Origin of the sequence: Cellulomonas olei, from assembly GCF_039548315.1 — a bacterium.
Taxonomy (GTDB): Bacteria; Actinomycetota; Actinomycetes; order Actinomycetales; family Cellulomonadaceae; genus Cellulomonas.
In genome coordinates, this window is sequence record NZ_JBCLVN010000022.1 from 80,934 (window position 1) to 97,726 (window position 16,793).

The window sequence follows — 16,793 nt, forward strand, 5'->3', positions numbered from 1 at the left end:
GCCGGGCGGCCCGGCGCGCCGCCGTGCCGGTCGGCGCACCAAGATGAGGGGATGACCTCCCTGCTCGACGCCGACAACCCGTTCGCCGCCCCGTCCTCCCTGCCGTACGGCCTGCCCGACTTCACCCGCATCCGCGTGGAGCACTTCCGCCCGGCGCTGCTCGCCGGCATGGCGGAGCAGCGGGCCGAGGTCGAGGCCATCGCGTCCTCGTCGGAGCCTCCGACGGTGGAGAACACCCTGGCCGCCCTCGAGCGGTCCGGGCGGCTGCTGCACCGCGCGGCGACCGTGTTCTTCAACCAGTCGTCGTCGGACTCCACGCCCGCGCTGGAGGAGCTCGAGGAGGAGATCGCCCCGCTGCTCGCCGCGCACAGCGACGCGATCCACCTGGACCGCCGCCTGTTCGCCCGGGTCGAGGCGCTGCACGCCGCCCACGGGTCCGGCGAGCTGGAGCTCGAGCCCGACACCGCCTGGCTGCTGCACCGCCAGCACACCGCGTTCGTGCGCGCCGGCGTCCGGCTCGACGACTCCGCGCAGGCCCGCCTGCGCGAGCTGAACGCCGAGATCACCCGCCTGGAGACGGTGTTCGGGCGGCTGCTGCTCGCCGACACGAACGCCTCGGCAGTCCTCGTGACCGACGAGGCCGAGCTGGACGGCCTGCCGGAGGACGCCCGCGCGGCCGCCGCCGAGGCCGCCGCCCGCCGGGGCCACGACGGTGCCTGGCTGATCGACCTGGTGCTGCCGACGCAGCAGCCCGCGCTCGCCCAGCTGCGCCACCGCGGCCTGCGCGAGCGGCTGCACACCGCGTCGGTGTCCCGCGGCGGTCGGGGCGGTGAGCACGACACCCGCGCCACCCTGCTGGCGCTCGCCCGGCTGCGGGCCGAGCGGGCGCAGCTCCTGGGCTACCCGCACCACGCCGCGTACGTCGCCGAGGACGCCACGGCGAAGACCCCCGAGGCCGTCGCCGAGATGCTCGCGCGCCTGGCGCCGGCCGCCGTGGCCAACGCCCGCGCCGAGGCGGCCGACCTGACCGAGGCCCTCCGGCGTGACGTGCCCGGCGCGACCCTGGAGGCCTGGGACTGGGCGTACTACGCGGAGCAGGTCCGCCAGGAGCGCCGCTCGCTCGACGAGTCCCGGCTGCGCCCGTACCTGGAGCTCGACCGCGTGCTGCACGAGGGCGTGTTCCGGGCGGCGCGCGAGCTGTACGGCCTGTCGTTCACCGAGCGCCCCGACCTCGCCGGCTACCACCCGGACGTGCGGGTGTTCGAGGTCACGGACGCCGACGGCTCCGGCCTAGGGCTGTTCCTCGGCGACTACTGGACGCGCGACTCCAAGCGCGGCGGGGCCTGGATGAACAACCTGGTCGACCAGTCGACGCTGCTCGACGAGGCGCCGGTGGTGGTGAACAACCTCAACATCCCGAAGCCGCCCGCCGGCCAGCCGACGCTGCTCACCTGGGACGAGGTCATCACGCTGTTCCACGAGTTCGGGCACGCGCTGCACGGGCTGTTCTCGGCGGTGCGGTACCCGTCGCAGTCGGGCACGGAGGTGCCGCGCGACTTCGTGGAGTACCCGTCGCAGGTCAACGAGATGTGGGCGTGGGAGCCGTCGCTGCTGCGGGCGTACGCGGTGCACCACGAGACCGGTGAGCCGATGCCGCAGGAGTGGGTCGACACGCTGATCGCGGCGCGGCAGGACGGCGAGGGCTTCGCGACGACGGAGTACCTGGCCGCGGCCCTGCTGGACCAGGCCTGGTACCGGCTGGCGCCGCAGGACGTGCCGACGGACGTCGAGCAGGTCGGGCCGTTCGAGGCGGCGGCGCTGGAGGCGGCGGGCGTGGCGTTCGCGCCGGTGCCGCCGCGGTACCGGACCACGTACTTCAACCACGTGTTCGGCGGCGGGTACTCGGCCGGGTACTACTCGTACATCTGGTCCGAGGTCCTGGACGCCGACACGGTGACGTGGTTCGAGGAGAACGGCGGCCTGAAGCGGGAGAACGGCGACACCTTCCGGGCGAAGCTCCTCTCCCGCGGCGGCAGCGTCGACCCGATGCAGGCGTTCGCCGACCTCCGCGGCCGCACCCCCGACATCACCCCCCTCCTCACCCGCCGCGGCCTCACCCCCTCCTGACCCACCCCCACCCACCACCCGCTCCGGCCCCCACCCGCCCACCCGCCCCACCCGCCGCGGACGCACTCCGAGGTCGTCAGGTTCGGCCGAGGTCGTCACGCCCACCTGACGACCTCGGCCGGATCTGACGACCTCGCGCGGCCACCGGGCATCCGGCGCGGCCACCGGGCGTCCGGGGCGGGGGTGCGCGCCGGTACGGTGGACGGCATGACCTCCGCACCCGCCCCCCAGCCGCAGGACCCGCACGACACCTCGGCGGCCGAGGGCGAGGTGGTGCGGATCGCGCAGGAGCTCATCCGGATCGACACGTCGAACTACGGCGACGGCTCCGGGCCGGGGGAGCGGGCGGCGGCCGAGCACGTCATGGCGCTGCTGCACGAGGTCGGCCTGGAGCCCGAGCTGTTCGAGTCGGCGCCCGGCCGGGCGAACGTCGTGGTGCGGCTGGAGGGCGAGGACCGCTCGCGCCCGGCGCTGGTGCTGCACGGCCACACCGACGTCGTGCCGGCGGAGGCGAAGGACTGGAAGGTCGACCCGTTCGCCGGCGAGGAGTTCGACGGCATGGTGTGGGGCCGCGGCGCCGTCGACATGAAGGGCATGGACGCGATGATCCTGGCGGTCGTCCGCCAGATGGCCCGCGAGGGCCGGCGCCCGGCGCGGGACGTGGTCGTCGCGATGTTCGCCGACGAGGAGGCCGGCGGCCGGTTCGGCGCCCGCTACGCCGTCGACCACCGCCCCGAGCTGTTCGAGGGCGCGACGGAGGCCGTGTCGGAGGTCGGCGGGTTCTCCGTGGACGTGCAGGGGCGGCGCGCGTACCTCCTGCAGACCGCCGAGAAGGGCATCGCGTGGCTGCGCCTCGTCGCGGACGGCACCGCGGGGCACGGCTCGGCGGTGAACCCGGACAACGCGGTGACGGAGCTCGCGGCGGCGGTGGCCCGCATCGGCGCCTACCAGTGGGACGCCCGCCTGACCCCGACGGTGCTGGCGCTGCTCGAGGGCGTGGCCGACCTGACGGGCCTGCCGCTGGACGTGGACGACCCGCTGGCGATCGACCGCCTGATCGGGGCGCTCGGCCCGGCCCGCCGGTTCGTCGGCTCGTCCATCCGCACGCTCGCGAACCCGACGCAGCTCCAGGCCGGCTACAAGTCGAACGTCATCCCGGGTCGCGCGACGGCGACGATCGACGTCCGCCCGCTGCCCGGCGACCACGAGGACGTGCTGGCCACCGTGCGCGAGCTCGCCGGCCCGCACGTGCGGGTGGAGCCGGAGCACCTCGACATCGGCCTGGAGGTCCCCGCGACGGGCGCGCTCGTCGACACGATGACGGACGTGCTGCGCGCGCAGGACCCGGAGGCCGTCGTGCTGCCCTACATGCTGTCCGCGGGCACCGACAACAAGTCGCTGGCCCGCCTCGGCATCACCGGCTACGGCTTCGCGCCGCTGCGGCTCCCGGCGGACCTCGACTTCACCGCGCTGTTCCACGGCGTCGACGAGCGCGTGCCCGCCGACTCGCTGCGGTTCGGCGTCCGGGTGCTCGACGGGCTGCTGCGGGAGGCCTGAGCCCCCCGCGGCGCCCCGCCGGAGGGGTCAGTCCCCGAACGCCCCGAGCGTCGACCGGACCCGGATGATCCGGCGCCGCAGCCACACCTTGCGCTCCCCGCCGGAGTAGAGCAGCGTCCGCGCGAGCTCCCAGCGGCCGTACTCCGCCTCGTCGGTGAGCAACCGGCGGGCGTCGTTGCGGCTCGTGCTGCGGGGGATCGTGAGGACGCGGTACTCGTACTGCCGTGCCGCCTCGGGGGAGTCGGGCCGCTTCGCGCCCTGGTCCGTGCGTGCCATGCGCACCGCCTTCCGCTGACGTCGTGGGTGCCATTGTGCCTGGTGCGGCGCTACGGTCATCGCATGGCTATCGACCCGCGCGCGGCGCTGGACCGGCTGATCGCTGCCCTCGAGGCGCACTACACGGCCGTGGCGACCCGGCGGGGCGAGGACGACCCGGCCGTGGACGACGCGTACGACGTGCTCGCGGACGCGTTCGAGGCGTACGACGACGCGCTCGGCACCGTGCACGGCGAGGCCACGCCGTTCTACCTCGCGGAGGAGGACGACGAGGACGAGGACGAGGACGACGACGCCGCGGAGGAGGACGACGACCTCGACGACCTGCCGGAGTACGGCTACGACGACGAGGACGACGCGGTCCGTCCCGGCTCCTGACCGCCGGTCCCGTCCGGCCCGGCGCGCGCCCGACGCCGGGCGTGCTCAGCGGCGCTCGGGGTATCCCAGGGCCGGTGCGCTGACCTCGTCGAGCGCCCGCAGGATCTCGGGCGGCAGCTCGACGTCCTCGGCGGCGAGCGACGCGCGCAGCTGCGCGGGCGTCCGCGCCCCCACCACGGCGGACGCCACCTGCGCGCGCACCCGCAGCCAGGCGAGCGCGACCTCCAGCGGCGCGCGCCCGAGCCCGTCGGCGGCCGTGACGACGGCCTCGACGACGGCGGCGGCGACCGACCCGAGGTAGGGCTCGACGAACCCGGCCAGGTGGGGGGACGCGGCGCGCGAGTCGGCGGGGACCGTGCGCCGGTACTTCCCGGTGAGGACCCCGCGGCCGAGCGGCGACCACGCGAGGACGCCGACGCCCAGGTCGGCCGCCGCGGGGAGCACCTCCCGCTCGATGCCCCGCTGCAGCAGCGAGTACTCGGCCTCGACGGCGGCGAGCCCCGGGTCGTCGCCGAGCAGCGTCGCCGCGCGGGCGACCTGCCAGCCGGCGTGGTTCGACAGGCCCACGTAGCGGGCCCGCCCCGAGTCCACCGCGCGCCGCAGGGCGCCCACGGTCTCCGCGAGGGGCGTGCGCGGGTCGGGCGTCTGCACCAGCCACAGGTCCACGTGGTCGGTGCCCAGGCGGCGCAGCGAGGCGTCCAGCGTGTCGAGCAGGGCGCCCCGGGACGCGTCCACGACGCCCCCGTCCGGGGTCCGGCGCACCCCGGCCTTGGTGCACAGCACGACGTCCTCGCGGGCGACGACGTCGCCGAGCAGCGACCCCAGCAGCTCCTCCGCGCCGCCGTCCGCGTACGACGCGGAGGTGTCGACGAGGGTGCCGCCGGCCTCCGCGAAGTCGCGGAGCTGCTCGGCGGCGTCCTGCGCGTCGGTGTCCCGGCTCCAGGTCAGCGTCCCGAGGCCGAGGTGGGAGACCCGCAGGCCGGTCCGTCCGAGCTGGCGCTGTTCCATGCGCCCGAGGGTAACGGGGCGCGCGGTGCCAGCCGCTATCGTGGCGCCTCGTGGCTGCGCGCATCGAGAACGGGACCGTCGCATGAACGTGTTCGAGGCGGTCGTCCTGGGGCTCGTGCAGGGACTCACGGAGTTCCTGCCCGTGTCGTCGTCGGCGCACCTGCGGATCGTCGGCGAGCTGATCGGGTCCGGCGACCCGGGCGCGGCCTTCACGGCGATCACGCAGATCGGCACCGAGACGGCGGTGCTGCTGTACTTCCGCCGCGACATCGTGCGGATCTGCACCCACTGGTGGCGGGCGGTGCGCGGCGACCTCGGGACGGACTGGCGGTCGCGGCTCGGCGCGCCGGCGGACGGCGAGGCGGACCCGGACGCGCGCATGGCCTGGTTCATCGCCCTGGGCTCCGTGCCCATCGTGGTGCTCGGCCTGCTGTTCCAGGACGCGATCGAGAAGCCGTTCCGCAACCTGTGGCTGATCGTCCTGACGCTGGCCGGGTTCGCCCTCGTGCTGGACTGGGCGGACCGGCGGGGGCGTCGCAGCCGGCCGCTCACCGGACTGACGCCGCGGCACGCCGTGTGGTTCGGCCTGGCGCAGGCGATGGCCCTCGTGCCGGGCGTGTCCCGGTCCGGCGGCACCATCACCGCGGGCCTGCTGCTCGGCTACACCCGCGAGGCCGCCGCCCGGTACTCGTTCCTGCTGGCGATCCCCGCGGTGCTCGGTTCCGGGCTGTACCAGGCCGCGTCGAGCGTGGGGGACTTCGGCACCCCCGGGACCCCCGGGCTCGGCGTGACGATCGTCGCGACGCTCGTGGCGTTCGTGGTCGGCTACGTCGTGATCATCGGGTTCCTGAAGATCGTGTCGACGTACTCGTACCGGCCGTTCGTGGTCTACCGGATCGGCCTGGCCGTGGTCGTGGCGCTGCTGCTCGTCACCGGGGTGCTCGACCCGCTCGCCGGCGCCTGACGCGGCGCCAGCCCCGCACCTCGAGCACGAGCGCGACCAGCAGGGCGACCAGGGCACCGGCCCACAGCACCGCCGCCGCGCCGCGCCCGGCCGGCGTCAGCGCGACGACCACGAGGGCCGCGGCGACGACCAGCAGCCAGGGGACGGGACGGGGCACGGTCGGCTCGCTTCCGGCGGGGGCGTGAGGGTGTGCCAGGGTAGCCGCGCGCCGGCTCACAGCCAGCCGGAGCGCTTGAACAGCCGGTAGAGCACGAACGCCGCGCCGGCCATGAGCAGCACCGAGAGCGGGTAGCCGGCGAGCCAGTGCAGCTCCGGCATGTGGTCGAAGTTCATGCCGTAGATGCCGGCGATCAGCGTCGGGACGGCGATGATCGCGGCCCAGGCCGAGATCTTGCGCATGTCCTCGTTCTGCCGGACGGAGACCTGCGACAGGTGCACGTTCAGCATGTCGCCGAGCAGCCGGTCGTGGCTGTCCAGGTGCCGGTCGACCTTGCCGAGCGCGGTGTCGAGCCGGCGCATCCACCGCATGGTGCGGGTCTCGCGGCGGCTGTCCTCCTGCTCGGCGACCAGCTCGGGGAACGCCGCGAGCAGCGGGACCAGGGCGCGGCGTGCCTCGGCGATCTCGCGCTTGAGGTCGTACACCACCTCGGCCGGGTCGACCGCGGCGGGCGTGAAGACGATCTGCTCGACGTCCGCCACGGCCTCGCCCACGCCCGACTCGACGTCGCCGGCGCGGCGCACGAGCGACATCAGCACCGCCGCGAACACGTGGCTGGGGACGTCCTGCGGCAGCCGGTCCGGGTCGGCGAGGTGCTCGAGCACGTCGGAGAGCAGGCCGCCGGGGCCCTCCTCCGCGGTGATCGTCACGTCGTCGACCACCAGGGCCGCCCAGGTGCCCGTCCGCACGTCACGGGTCCGGGCGTCGTACGTGAGCGTCGGGCTCACGAGGAACCGGCCACCGCCGGGCAGCCGCCGCAGCTGCGGGTGGTGCGGGTCCCGCGGGCCGCCGCCGTCCACCGACCGCCGGATCACCGAGTCCGGGACGCCCGCCTGCCGCGCGGCGTCCGCGAGACCGCCCACCGAGTCCACGTGCACCCAGGCGGCCGGCGGGTCGGCGGCCGCCAGCAGCGCCAGCAGCCCGTCCGGCGGTGTCGCCGTCCAGCCGTCGTCGCCGTGGACCCACGCATGCTCCATGCGGCGGATTGTCCCGGCGTCCGCCCGCGCGCGCCCGGCGACGCGCCGCCCCGGGGGCCGCGGTCACCCGGCCGCGCGGCCCCGGACGCGGGCGGCAGCACCCCGGGGCGCCGACTACGCTCGACGCCGTGCTCACCTGGCCCGCCCCGCAGATCCCGCAGCTCCCCGGCCAGGGAGGGCCCGTGCGCGTGCGCGACACCTCCAGCGGCGAGCTCGTCGTCGCGGCTCCCGGTGCCGACGCGACGCTGTACGTGTGCGGCATCACGCCCTACGACGCGACCCACCTGGGGCACGCGGCCACGTACGTGGCGTTCGACCTGCTGGTGCGGGGGTGGCTCGACGAGGGCAAGCGCGTGCGCTACGCGTCGAACGTGACGGACGTGGACGACCCGCTGCTGGAACGCGCCGAGGCGACGGGGGTCGACTGGCGGGAGCTCGCGGCGGACCAGACCGCGCTGTACCTGGAGGACATGACCGCGCTGGGCGTCGTGCCCCCGGACGTGTACACGGGCGCCGTCGAGGCCGTGCCGGACGTGGTGGCGGCCGTGGACGCGCTGGTGGCGTCGGGCGCGGCGTACGTCGTCGGGGTCCCGGACGCCCACGGCGAGGGGGCGGGCGACGTGTACGCCGACCTGTCGGCCGACCAGGCGTTCGGCCAGGTCGCACGGCTGGACCGGGCCACGATGCTCACGCTGTTCGGCGAGCGGGGCGGCGACCCCGACCGTCCGGGCAAGCGCGACCCCCTCGACCCGCTGCTGTGGCGGGCGGCGCGCCCGGGCGAACCCTGCTGGGACGGCGGCGACCTGGGACGCGGGCGCCCGGGCTGGCACATCGAGTGCGCGGTGATCGCGCGCGACGGGCTGGGCCTGCCGTTCGACGTGCAGGGCGGTGGGTCCGACCTGCGGTTCCCGCACCACGAGATGAGCACGTCCCACGCCCGGCTGGTCGACGCCGGCCACGGCGCGCGGACGCACGTGCACACCGGGATGGTCGGCCTGCACGGCGAGAAGATGAGCAAGTCGCTGGGCAACCTCGTGCTGGTCTCCGAGCTGCGCGCCCGGGGTGTGGACGCGATGGCGGTGCGGCTGGCGATCCTCGACCACCACTACGCCGCCGACTGGGAGTGGACCGACGACGTGCTGGTCTCCGCGCAGGCGCGCCTGGAGCGGTGGCGCGCCGCGGTGTCGGGCAACGGCGGCCCGTCCGCCGACGCCACCCTCGCCGAGGTGCGTGCCGCGGTGGCGGACGACCTGGACGCGCCGCGGGCGCTGCGGGCCGTCGACGCGTGGGCGGACGCCTCGCTCGCGGGCGCCGAGGACGAGCAGGGGGCGCCGGGCGTGGTCGCCCGCGCCGTCAACGCTCTGCTGGGCGTGCGGCTCTAGCCCCGGCGGCGCCGCGGGCGGTCGGGCTCAGCCGCCGATGCCCTTGTCGCGGCGCCGCAGGTAGCGCTCGAACTCCTGGGCGATCGCCTCGCCGCTCGCCTCGGGGAGCTCCGCGGTGTCCTTGGCCTCCTCGAGCTGGCGGACGTACTCGGCGATCTCCGTGTCCTCGTCCGCGAGCTCGTCGACGCCCGCCTGCCACGCGGCGGCGTCCTCCGGCAGGTCGCCCAGCGGCACCGCCTCGCCGGTGAGCGCCTCGATGCGGTGCAGCAGCGCGAGCGTGGCCTTGGGCGACGGCGGGTGCGCGACGTAGTGCGGCACGGCCGCCCACAGCGACACGGTGCGCAGCCCGCGCGCGGCGGCCTCGTGCTGCAGGACGCCGACGATGCCCGTCGGGCCCTCGTACGAGTTCGCCTCGAGGCCGAGCGCGTCCCGGACCCCCGGCTCCTCGCTGGTGGCGGTCACCGGGATGGGACGGGTGTGCGGGACGTCCGCCAGCAGCGCGCCCAGCGTGACGACGGTGGTCGCGCGCAGCCCCTGGGCGATGTCCAGCAGCTCGCCGCAGTAGCGCCGCCACCGCATCGAGGGCTCGATGCCGTGGACGAGCACGATCTGGCGCCGGGACCGCGGGGCCGTGGCGACGGCGACCGCGGTGCTCGGCCAGGTGATCTCGCGGCGGCCGTCCGCGCCCGCGGCGATCACGGGGCGGTTGACCTGGAAGTCGTGGTACTCCTCCGGGTCCAGCTCGTCGACCTGCTCCGCGCCCCACACCTCGTGCAGGTGCTCGAGCGCCTGGCTCGCAGCGGAGCCCGCGTCGTTCCAGCCCTCGAAGGCCGCCAGGAGGATCGTCTCCTGCTCAGGGAGCCCCGCGGGGCCGCTCGCCTGCTCGGTCATCGTGCCAGCGTAGGACGTGCACGGCCCGGGTGTCGGACCGTGCAGCGAGAATGGACGGCGTGCCGTTCGTCCTCGTCGCCGCCGACCCCGACCGGCCCGGTGGCGCCGTGCTGCGGGAGGTCGCCGGCGCCACCGAGGCGGTCGCGGGGGAGGCGGGCCCCCCGGAGCGGGTCGCCGGACCGGACCTGCCGGCCGCGGTGGCGGACCGGGAGCGGACCCGCCCGCGGTGGGTGTGGGACGACACGGAGCACTGGTACCCGGCGCTGCTCGCCGCCGGGGTGCGCGTGGAGCGGGCGCACGACCTGCGCCTGTGCCACGTCGTCCTGCGCCGCAGCACCCGCTGCGCGGGGACGGCGTTCGCCGCGGAGCCGGACGGCCCGTGGGACCGCGCCGCGCCGGTGGCCGAGCAGCAGGACGCCGCGGAGCCCAGCCTGTTCGACGACCTGCCCGGACCGGAGCCCGCCGACGCGCCGGACGTGCCGGGCGAGCTCGGCCGGCAGCTCCGCGCGCTGCAGGAGTGCGGGGACGACGGCCGGCTGCGGCTGCTGCTCGCGGCCGAGTCGGCGGGGGCGCTCATCGCGGCGGAGATGCGGCACGACGGGCTCCCGTTCCGCGCGGACGTGCACGACGCCCTGCTGACGCAGCTGCTCGGACCCCGGCCGCGCGACGGCGAGCGCCCGGCGCGGCTGGCGGAGCTCGCCGGGCAGGTCGCCGCGGCGCTGGACCGTCCCGGCCTCAACCCGGACTCCCAGCCCGAGCTGCTGCGGGCGCTGCGCGCGGCCGGGCTGGACGTCGAGTCGACGCGGACCTCCGAGATCCGCGCGCAGGACCACCCCGTGCGCGAGCCGCTGCTGGAGTACAAGAAGCTCGCCCGGCTGCTGTCCGCGAACGGCTGGGCGTGGATGGACCGCTGGGCGCGCGACGGCCGGTTCCGCCCCGACTACGTGCCCGCCGGCGTGGTGACCGGGCGGTGGGCGAGCAGCGGCGGCGGCGCGCTCCAGCTGCCGGCGGGCATCCGGGCGGCCGTGCGCTCCGACCCGGGCTGGCGCCTGGTCGTGGCCGACGCCGCGCAGCTCGAGCCGCGGGTGCTGGCGGCGATGTCGGGCGACGAGGCGATGGCGGCCGCCGGCCGGCACGCGGACCTGTACGTGGGCGTGGTCGAGGCGGGCACGGTCGCGGACCGGCAGCAGGCCAAGTACGCGATGCTCGGGGCCATCTACGGCGCGACCACCGGCGCGAGCGCCGTGCTCATGCCGCAGCTCGCGCGCGCCTACCCGCGGGCCGTCGCGCTGGTCGAGGAGGCCGCACGGGCGGGGGAGCGCGGCGAGCAGGTGACGACGTGGCTCGGCAGGTCCTCGCCGCGCCCGCCGGCCGCGTGGCTGGCGGCGCGGCAGGCGGCCTCGGCGGAGGGTGCGGCGCCGGAGGACGTCCGCGAGGTCCGCCGGCGTGCGCGCGACTGGGGCCGCTTCACGCGGAACTTCGTCGTGCAGGGGACGGCGGCGGAGTGGGCGCTGTGCTGGATGGCGGAGCTGCGGCGCCGGCTGCGCGAGCTGCCCGGCCGGCCGCACCTGGTGTTCTTCCTGCACGACGAGGTGATGGTGCACGCGCCCGTCGACGTGGCGGAGCAGGTCGCCGTGATCGTCCGGGAGGCCGCGGTGGAGGCGGGCCGGCTGCTGTTCGGGCCGACGCCGGTGGAGTTCGCACTCGACGTCTCGGTGGTGGACACGTATGCCGACGCCGTGTGACGATGCGGCGATGGGTAGACCGATCTACCTACCGACGGCGCGACGGACGGAGGCGGGGCGATGACGGGGACCGGGCACGCGTCAGGCCCGACGGCCGGCGTCCGGCGACGCCCGGCGCGGGACCGGCTGCTGGCGGCGGCTGCGCGCCGGTTCTACGCCGACGGCATCGCCGCCACCGGCATCGACGCGATCACCGCCGACGCGGGCGTCGCCAAGATGAGCCTCTACAACAACTTCGCCTCCAAGGCCGAGCTCGTGGAGGCCTACCTCGTCGCCCGGCACGCCGAGTGGCTCGCCCTGTACCGCGCCCGGCTCGCGCGGGCCGGCGACGACCCGCGCGCCGGCGTGCTCGCCGTCTTCGACGCCTACGCCGACCACGCGCACGCGGGCTACGTCCACGGGTTCCGCGGCTGCGGCCTGCTGAACGCCGCCGCCGAGCTGCCCGTCGGCGACCCGGGGCGGGCGGCCGTGCGCGCGCACAAGGAGGAGGTCGAGGGCATCCTCGCCTCCCACCTCGCCGCGCTGCTCCCGGACGACCCGGCGCGCGTCGCGGACCTCGCGGAGCACCTCGCGTTCCTGCTCGAGGGGTCGATGGCCCGCGCGGGCCTCGAGGGCGACGACCACCGGCTGGGCCGGGCGCGCGCCCTGGCGTCGGACCTGCTGGCGGGTCTGTGACGGGGGCGGTCGCCGCGCGCACGGGGCTCGGGTCCCTCGCCGTGCTGGCGGCCTCCGTGCTGTGGGGCACGACCGGGACGGCCGCGACGTTCGCGCCGCAGGTCGGCCCGCTGGCGATCGGCGCCGCGGCGATGGGCGTCGGCGGGCTGCTGCAGGCCGCGCTGGCCGGCCGGCTGCTGCGCGTGCACGCCGGGGCGCTGCGCGCGCGGCGCCGGCTCGTGCTGCTCGGCGGGCTGGCGGTGGCCGTGTACCCGCTCGCGTTCTACTCGTCGATGCGCCTGGCCGGGGTTGCCGTCGGCACGGTGGTGTCGCTCGGGTCGGCCCCGCTGGCGTCGGCGCTCGTCGAGCGGGTGGTGGACCGGCGGCGGCTGACCCGGCGCTGGGTGCTGGCGGCGGGGGTCGGCCTCACGGGCGTGGTGCTGCTCTGCGCCGCGGAGGCCGTGGGAGCCGCCGGTGCGTCGCCCGGGGCCCCGGGCGCGGGGGCGTCGGCCGCCGGCGTGGGGCTCGGCCTGGTCGCCGGCGCGACGTACGCCCTCTACTCCTGGGTCGCGCACCGGCTGATGCGCGCCGGGGTGCCGTCGCGGGCGTCGATGGGTGCCGTGTTCGGCGTGGGCGGGACCCTGCTGCTTCCGGTGCTGGCGCTGACCGGGGCGCCGCTGGTGGCTTCGTGGCCGAACGCCGCGGTCGGCGTCTACATGGCCCTCGTGCCGATGCTCACCGGGTACGTGCTGTTCGGCTGGGGGCTCGCGCACGTCGCGGCCAGCACGGCGACCACGCTCACCCTGCTCGAGCCCGCCGTCGCGGCGGTGCTCGCGGTGCTCGTGGTCGGTGAGCGGCTGCCCGGCGCCGGCTGGGCCGGGGTCGCCCTGGTCGTGGCCTGCCTCGCGGTGCTGACGGTGCCGGCCGTCCCCGGCGGCGCGGCCGGGCGGCGCCTGCGGTCGCGGGGCCTCCTACCCTGGACGACGTGACCGCCACCGCCCTGCCCGACCCCGCGCCGCCGACCGCGCCGCAGGTCCTGGACGCCGCCGCCTGGCGGGCGGCCGCGGACGCCCACGCGGCACGCGCCGACGCGCTCACGGCGGACCACCGCGACCGCCGGGCGCGCGGGGAGCGGCACGCGGTCGAGGACTTCCTGTTCGAGTACTACCCGGCGAAGCCCGCGCAGCTCCGTCGCTGGCACCCCGGAGCCGGTGCCGGGCTGGCCCCCGGTGTCGACGGCCCCGCGCCGCACGCCGGCTGGCGCTGGTACCGCGCGGACGGCGACGGCGTCGTGACGCTCGACCTCGACGCGTTCCTCGCCGACCGCGGCGACACGGTCCGGTACGTGCACGCGCTGCTGTCCGCGACGGCGGCCCGCCCCGCCGCGACGGGCTGCTTCGGGCTGCACGAGTGGGCGATGGTCTACCGGCAGGACGGTGCGGACCGGCGGCACGCTCTCCCGCTGCGCCTCGGGTCCGCCGGGACGGACGCGGTCGTCGAGTCGCACCGCATCCGGTGCACCCACCTCGACGCGTTCCGGTTCTTCACGCCGGAGGCGCGCCCCCGCAACGCCACGCAGCCGACCCGGGAGTCCCAGGTGCGCGACGAGCAGCCCGGGTGCCTGCACGCGAACATGGACCTGTACAAGTGGGCCCTGAAGCTCGGCCCGCTGGTTCCGGGCGCCCTGCTGCTCGACGCGTTCGAGCTCGCCGCGGAGATCCGCCGGACGGACATGCAGGCGTCCCCGTACGACGTCACGGCGTACGGGCTGGAGCCCGTGGCGATCGAGACGCCCGAGGGCAAGGCGGAGTACGTCCGGCGGCAGCGCGGCTTCGCCGAGCGGGCGGCGGGGCTGCGGTCGGCCCTGGCGGCCGTGGCGGGGGCGGCCGTCGCCTGATCCGCCCGGAGCGCCGGGTCGGCGCGCCCCGCGTCAGGCGATGCGCGACTCGACCAGCGCGTCGACCGCCCCGGGCGCGAGGACGTGGTCGACCGCCATCGCGGAGGCGCCGAGGATGCCGACCTGCGACCGCGCCTGCGACGTGACGATGCGCAGGTGCTGCGTCGCGAGCGGCAGGGAGCGCTGGTAGACGACCTCGCGGATGCCGGCGATGAGGTGCTCGCCCGCCTCCGCCACGACGCCGCCGATGACCACCAGCGACGGGTTCAGCAGGCTGACGCACGCCGCGAGCACCGAGCCGATCTCGCGGCCGGCCTGCCGCACGGCGCGTCCCGCGGCGAGGTCACCGGCCCGGACCAGGGCGACGACGTCGGCGCCGTCGCGCGCGGGCAGCCCGGCGGCGGCGAGCTGCTCGGCGAGCGCCCGCCCGCTGGCGACCGCCTCGAGGCAGCCGAGGTTGCCGCACCGGCACGGCACGTCCGCCGCGCCGGGCACCGCGATGTGGCCGATGTCGCCCGCGGCCCCCTGCGCGCCGCGGCGCAGCCGGCCGTCGGAGATGATCCCGGAGCCGATGCCGGTGGCGACCTTGACGAACAGCATGTCGTCGACGTCCGGCCACGCGGAGCGGTGCTCGCCGAGGGCCATGAGGTTCACGTCGTTGTCGACCAGCACCTGCGCCCCGAGCTGCGCCGCGAGGATGCCGGGCACGTCGACGTCGTCCCAGGCGGGCATGATCGGCGGGTTGATGGGCCGGCCGGTGGAGTGCTCGACGGGCCCGGGCAGGCCCACGCCGACGGACACGAGGTCGTCGGGCTCCCGGCCGGCCTGCGCGAGCAGCGCGCGCCCGTGCTCCACGACCCAGCCGAGCACGACGTCCGGGCCGTCGGCGATGGGCAGCGGCGCCTCCGCCTCGGCCAGCACGGTGGAGGCCAGGTCGGTGACGGCCATGCGGGCGTGGGTGGCACCGAGGTCGACGGCGAGCACCACCCGGGCGCTCGGCCGGAACGCGAAGGTGGTCGGCGGCCGCCCGCCGGTGGACGACGCCTCCCCGGCCGGCGCGATGAGCCCGGCGGCCAGCAGCTGGTCGACCCGGGTCGTGACGGTGGAGCGCGCCTGGCCGGTCGCGGCGGCGAGGTCGGCGCGGGTGCGCGGCGCCCCGTCGCGGAGCAGCTGGAACAGATCGCCCGCGCCCGTGTGCCGCTGGGGGAGCCTCACGACGTCCTGCATGGCGCTTAGTGAACCACGAACCCGGCCCACTTCTGCGCGTCACGGTTCGGTAACTCCGACGACCGGCATCCTACTTATGATTGACGGGCGTCAAAAGTGGGCCTACGTTCGCCCCATGGTCAACGAGGACCCCCCGCGGGAGGACCCGCAGCCGCTGCTGCGGATGCGCGGCATCGTCAAGCAGTTCCCCGGAGCCCGGGCCCTGGACGGCGTCGACCTCGACGTGCTGCCGGGGGAGGTGCACTGCCTGCTCGGGCAGAACGGTGCCGGCAAGTCGACGCTCATCAAGGTGCTGGCCGGCGCCCACCAGCCCACCGAGGGCGAGGTCCTCGTCGACGGGCAGGTCGTCACGATCCCGCACCCCGTGGCCGCCCTGCGGCTCGGCATCGCGACGATGTACCAGGAGCTCGACGTCGTCGGCGGCCTCACCGTCGCCGAGAACGTGTACCTCGGCCACGAGCTCGCGACCGCCGGCGTCTCCCGGCGGCGCGACGCCCGCCGCCGCACCCGCGAGCTGCTCGCCCGGCTCGGCCACCCGGAGATCTCGCCCGGGCAGGAGGTCGGCTCGCTGCCCGCCGCCGCCCAGCAGGTCGTCTCCATGGCGCGGGCCCTGTCGCACGACGCCCGGGTCATCGTGATGGACGAGCCGTCCGCGGTGCTCGACTCCGACGAGGTGCAGAACCTGTTCCGGGTGGTGCGCGAGCTCACGGCGTCCGGCGTGGCCATCGTCTACATCTCGCACCGCATGGAGGAGATCCGCGCGATCGGCGACCGGATCACGGTGCTCAAGGACGGCCGGACGGTCGCCCGCGACCTGCCGGCGCGCGAGACGCCCACCCGGGACCTCATCCGCCTCATGACCGGCCGGGCGGTCGAGTACGCGTTCCCGCCCGCGCCCGGGGTCGCGCCCGACGCACCCGTGGTGCTCGACGTGCAGGGGCTCGCGCTGCGGGGGGCGTTCGAGGACGTGACCTTCCAGGTCCGCGCCGGGGAGATCCTCGGGCTCGCGGGCCTGGTGGGGTCGGGCCGGTCGGAGATCCTGGAGACCGTGTACGGGGCGCGCCGGGCGACGGCCGGGAGCGTCGAGGTCGCCGGCCGCCGGCTGCGCCCCGGGGCGGTCCCGGCCGCGGTGGCCGCCGGCGTCGGGCTGGCCCCCGAGGAGCGCAAGGCCCAGGGCCTGCTGCTGGACGAGCCCGTCTACCGGAACATCACGCTCTCGACCTTCGGGCGGTTCGCGCGCGGCGGCCTGCTCGACGAGCGCGCCGAGCGGGCGGCGGCCCGGGAGCAGGCCGAGGCGCTCGACCTGCGTCCCGCCGGCGTCGACCGGGCCATGCGCACCCTGTCCGGCGGCAACCAGCAGAAGGCGATGCTCGCGCGCTGGCTGGTCCACGGCTGCCGCGTGCTGCTGCTCGACGAGCCGACCCGCGGGGTGGACGTCGGCGCGCGCGCCGAGATCTACGGCCTCGTGCGCCGGCTCGCCGACGAGGGCGCGG

The 16,793-nt window shown here is 76.4% G+C and carries 16 protein-coding genes; 10 read left to right on the forward strand and 6 right to left on the reverse strand.

The features are described 5' to 3' along the window. The first annotated feature begins 51 nt into the window (after window positions 1-51). Window positions 52-2,127, forward strand: coding sequence for a M3 family metallopeptidase (locus AAHH18_RS08785; RefSeq protein ID WP_343301351.1), 2,076 nt, complete (start codon window positions 52-54; stop codon window positions 2,125-2,127). Window positions 2,128-2,334: 207 nt separating this feature from the next. Continuing rightward, window positions 2,335-3,684 carry a M20/M25/M40 family metallo-hydrolase gene (locus AAHH18_RS08790; protein WP_343301352.1) on the forward strand — a complete coding sequence of 450 codons (1,350 nt, stop codon included), beginning with the start codon at window positions 2,335-2,337 and terminating at the stop codon, window positions 3,682-3,684. Window positions 3,685-3,711: 27 nt separating this feature from the next. On the opposite strand, the gene AAHH18_RS08795 is transcribed toward AAHH18_RS08790, so the two are convergent. Further along, window positions 3,712-3,960, reverse strand: coding sequence for a DUF5703 family protein (locus AAHH18_RS08795; RefSeq protein ID WP_222172403.1), 249 nt, complete (start codon window positions 3,958-3,960; stop codon window positions 3,712-3,714). Window positions 3,961-4,023: 63 nt separating this feature from the next. On the opposite strand from AAHH18_RS08795, the gene AAHH18_RS08800 reads away from it, so the two are divergent. Further along, the gene (locus AAHH18_RS08800; protein ID WP_283320505.1) at window positions 4,024-4,338 is read left to right on the forward strand and encodes a primosomal protein; all 315 of its coding nucleotides are present in this window, start codon (window positions 4,024-4,026) and stop codon (window positions 4,336-4,338) included. Between the two features lie 45 nt (window positions 4,339-4,383). Here the strand turns inward: AAHH18_RS08800 and AAHH18_RS08805 are convergent, their stop codons facing one another. Continuing rightward, window positions 4,384-5,346 (reverse strand): aldo/keto reductase, encoded by a 963-nt coding sequence (locus AAHH18_RS08805; protein WP_283320504.1) that lies wholly within the window; start codon window positions 5,344-5,346, stop codon window positions 4,384-4,386. 82 nt (window positions 5,347-5,428) lie between these two features. On the opposite strand from AAHH18_RS08805, the gene AAHH18_RS08810 reads away from it, so the two are divergent. Beyond that, complete coding sequence (locus AAHH18_RS08810) at window positions 5,429-6,310, forward strand: undecaprenyl-diphosphate phosphatase (protein ID WP_343301353.1); 882 nt, start codon at window positions 5,429-5,431, stop codon at window positions 6,308-6,310. Here the strand turns inward: AAHH18_RS08810 and AAHH18_RS08815 are convergent. Both AAHH18_RS08815 and AAHH18_RS08820 read right to left on the reverse strand, forming a co-directional pair. Further along, window positions 6,276-6,467 (reverse strand): hypothetical protein, encoded by a 192-nt coding sequence (locus tag AAHH18_RS08815; RefSeq protein WP_343301354.1) that lies wholly within the window; start codon window positions 6,465-6,467, stop codon window positions 6,276-6,278. The genes AAHH18_RS08810 and AAHH18_RS08815 overlap by 35 nt on opposite strands. Window positions 6,468-6,523: 56 nt before the next feature. Next, window positions 6,524-7,504 (reverse strand): CorA family divalent cation transporter, encoded by a 981-nt coding sequence (locus tag AAHH18_RS08820; protein ID WP_283320501.1) that lies wholly within the window; start codon window positions 7,502-7,504, stop codon window positions 6,524-6,526. Window positions 7,505-7,632: 128 nt separating this feature from the next. Here AAHH18_RS08820 and mshC point away from each other — a divergent pair, with 128 nt between their 5' ends. Continuing rightward, entirely contained in the window at window positions 7,633-8,886 is a 1,254-nt protein-coding gene (mshC, locus tag AAHH18_RS08825; RefSeq protein WP_343301355.1) for a cysteine--1-D-myo-inosityl 2-amino-2-deoxy-alpha-D-glucopyranoside ligase, read from the forward strand. Between the two features lie 27 nt (window positions 8,887-8,913). Here mshC and AAHH18_RS08830 read toward each other — a convergent pair whose 3' ends face one another. Continuing rightward, window positions 8,914-9,777 carry a PAC2 family protein gene (locus tag AAHH18_RS08830; protein WP_283320499.1) on the reverse strand — a complete coding sequence of 288 codons (864 nt, stop codon included), beginning with the start codon at window positions 9,775-9,777 and terminating at the stop codon, window positions 8,914-8,916. A 50-nt stretch (window positions 9,778-9,827) separates the two neighbouring features. Between AAHH18_RS08830 and AAHH18_RS08835 the strand changes: the two genes are divergently transcribed. The 4 genes from AAHH18_RS08835 to AAHH18_RS08850 are packed head-to-tail and all read left to right on the forward strand — an operon-like array spanning window position 9,828 to window position 14,073. Next, window positions 9,828-11,522 (forward strand): bifunctional 3'-5' exonuclease/DNA polymerase, encoded by a 1,695-nt coding sequence (locus AAHH18_RS08835; protein WP_459349104.1) that lies wholly within the window; start codon window positions 9,828-9,830, stop codon window positions 11,520-11,522. 60 nt (window positions 11,523-11,582) lie between these two features. Then, a complete protein-coding gene (locus tag AAHH18_RS08840) occupies window positions 11,583-12,197 on the forward strand; it encodes a TetR/AcrR family transcriptional regulator (protein ID WP_343301357.1) in 615 nt (204 codons plus the stop codon). Next, the gene (locus AAHH18_RS08845) at window positions 12,194-13,165 is read left to right on the forward strand and encodes a DMT family transporter (RefSeq protein ID WP_343301358.1); all 972 of its coding nucleotides are present in this window, start codon (window positions 12,194-12,196) and stop codon (window positions 13,163-13,165) included. Before AAHH18_RS08840 ends, AAHH18_RS08845 begins: the two co-directional genes overlap by 4 nt. Continuing rightward, on the forward strand, window positions 13,162-14,073 hold the full coding sequence (locus tag AAHH18_RS08850; protein WP_459349105.1) for a 3-methyladenine DNA glycosylase: 912 nt from the start codon (window positions 13,162-13,164) through the stop codon (window positions 14,071-14,073). The genes AAHH18_RS08845 and AAHH18_RS08850 overlap by 4 nt, the downstream gene beginning before the upstream one ends. Before the next feature lie 33 nt (window positions 14,074-14,106). On the opposite strand, the gene AAHH18_RS08855 is transcribed toward AAHH18_RS08850, so the two are convergent. Continuing rightward, window positions 14,107-15,300 carry an ROK family transcriptional regulator gene (locus AAHH18_RS08855; RefSeq protein ID WP_343301359.1) on the reverse strand — a complete coding sequence of 398 codons (1,194 nt, stop codon included), beginning with the start codon at window positions 15,298-15,300 and terminating at the stop codon, window positions 14,107-14,109. Window positions 15,301-15,415: 115 nt separating this feature from the next. Between AAHH18_RS08855 and AAHH18_RS08860 the strand changes: the two genes are divergently transcribed. Then, on the forward strand, window positions 15,416-16,793 hold a 1,378-nt coding region (locus AAHH18_RS08860; RefSeq protein WP_343301360.1), incomplete at its 3' end, for a sugar ABC transporter ATP-binding protein.

Bases quoted from the DNA above. Each gene is read 5' to 3' on its own strand.
- AAHH18_RS08810 (WP_343301353.1), top strand. From the start codon at position 5,429: ATGAACGTGTTCGAGGCGGTCGTCCTGGGGCTCGTGCAGGGACTCACG.
- AAHH18_RS08835 (WP_459349104.1), top strand. From the start codon at position 9,828: ATGGACGGCGTGCCGTTCGTCCTCGTCGCCGCCGACCCCGACCGGCCC.
- AAHH18_RS08805 (WP_283320504.1), bottom strand. From the start codon at position 5,346: ATGGAACAGCGCCAGCTCGGACGGACCGGCCTGCGGGTCTCCCACCTC.
- AAHH18_RS08830 (WP_283320499.1), bottom strand. From the start codon at position 9,777: ATGACCGAGCAGGCGAGCGGCCCCGCGGGGCTCCCTGAGCAGGAGACG.
- AAHH18_RS08795 (WP_222172403.1), bottom strand. From the start codon at position 3,960: ATGGCACGCACGGACCAGGGCGCGAAGCGGCCCGACTCCCCCGAGGCG.
- AAHH18_RS08820 (WP_283320501.1), bottom strand. From the start codon at position 7,504: ATGGAGCATGCGTGGGTCCACGGCGACGACGGCTGGACGGCGACACCG.
- AAHH18_RS08840 (WP_343301357.1), top strand. From the start codon at position 11,583: ATGACGGGGACCGGGCACGCGTCAGGCCCGACGGCCGGCGTCCGGCGA.
- AAHH18_RS08785 (WP_343301351.1), top strand. From the start codon at position 52: ATGACCTCCCTGCTCGACGCCGACAACCCGTTCGCCGCCCCGTCCTCC.
- AAHH18_RS08800 (WP_283320505.1), top strand. From the start codon at position 4,024: ATGGCTATCGACCCGCGCGCGGCGCTGGACCGGCTGATCGCTGCCCTC.
- AAHH18_RS08855 (WP_343301359.1), bottom strand. From the start codon at position 15,300: ATGCAGGACGTCGTGAGGCTCCCCCAGCGGCACACGGGCGCGGGCGAT.
- AAHH18_RS08790 (WP_343301352.1), top strand. From the start codon at position 2,335: ATGACCTCCGCACCCGCCCCCCAGCCGCAGGACCCGCACGACACCTCG.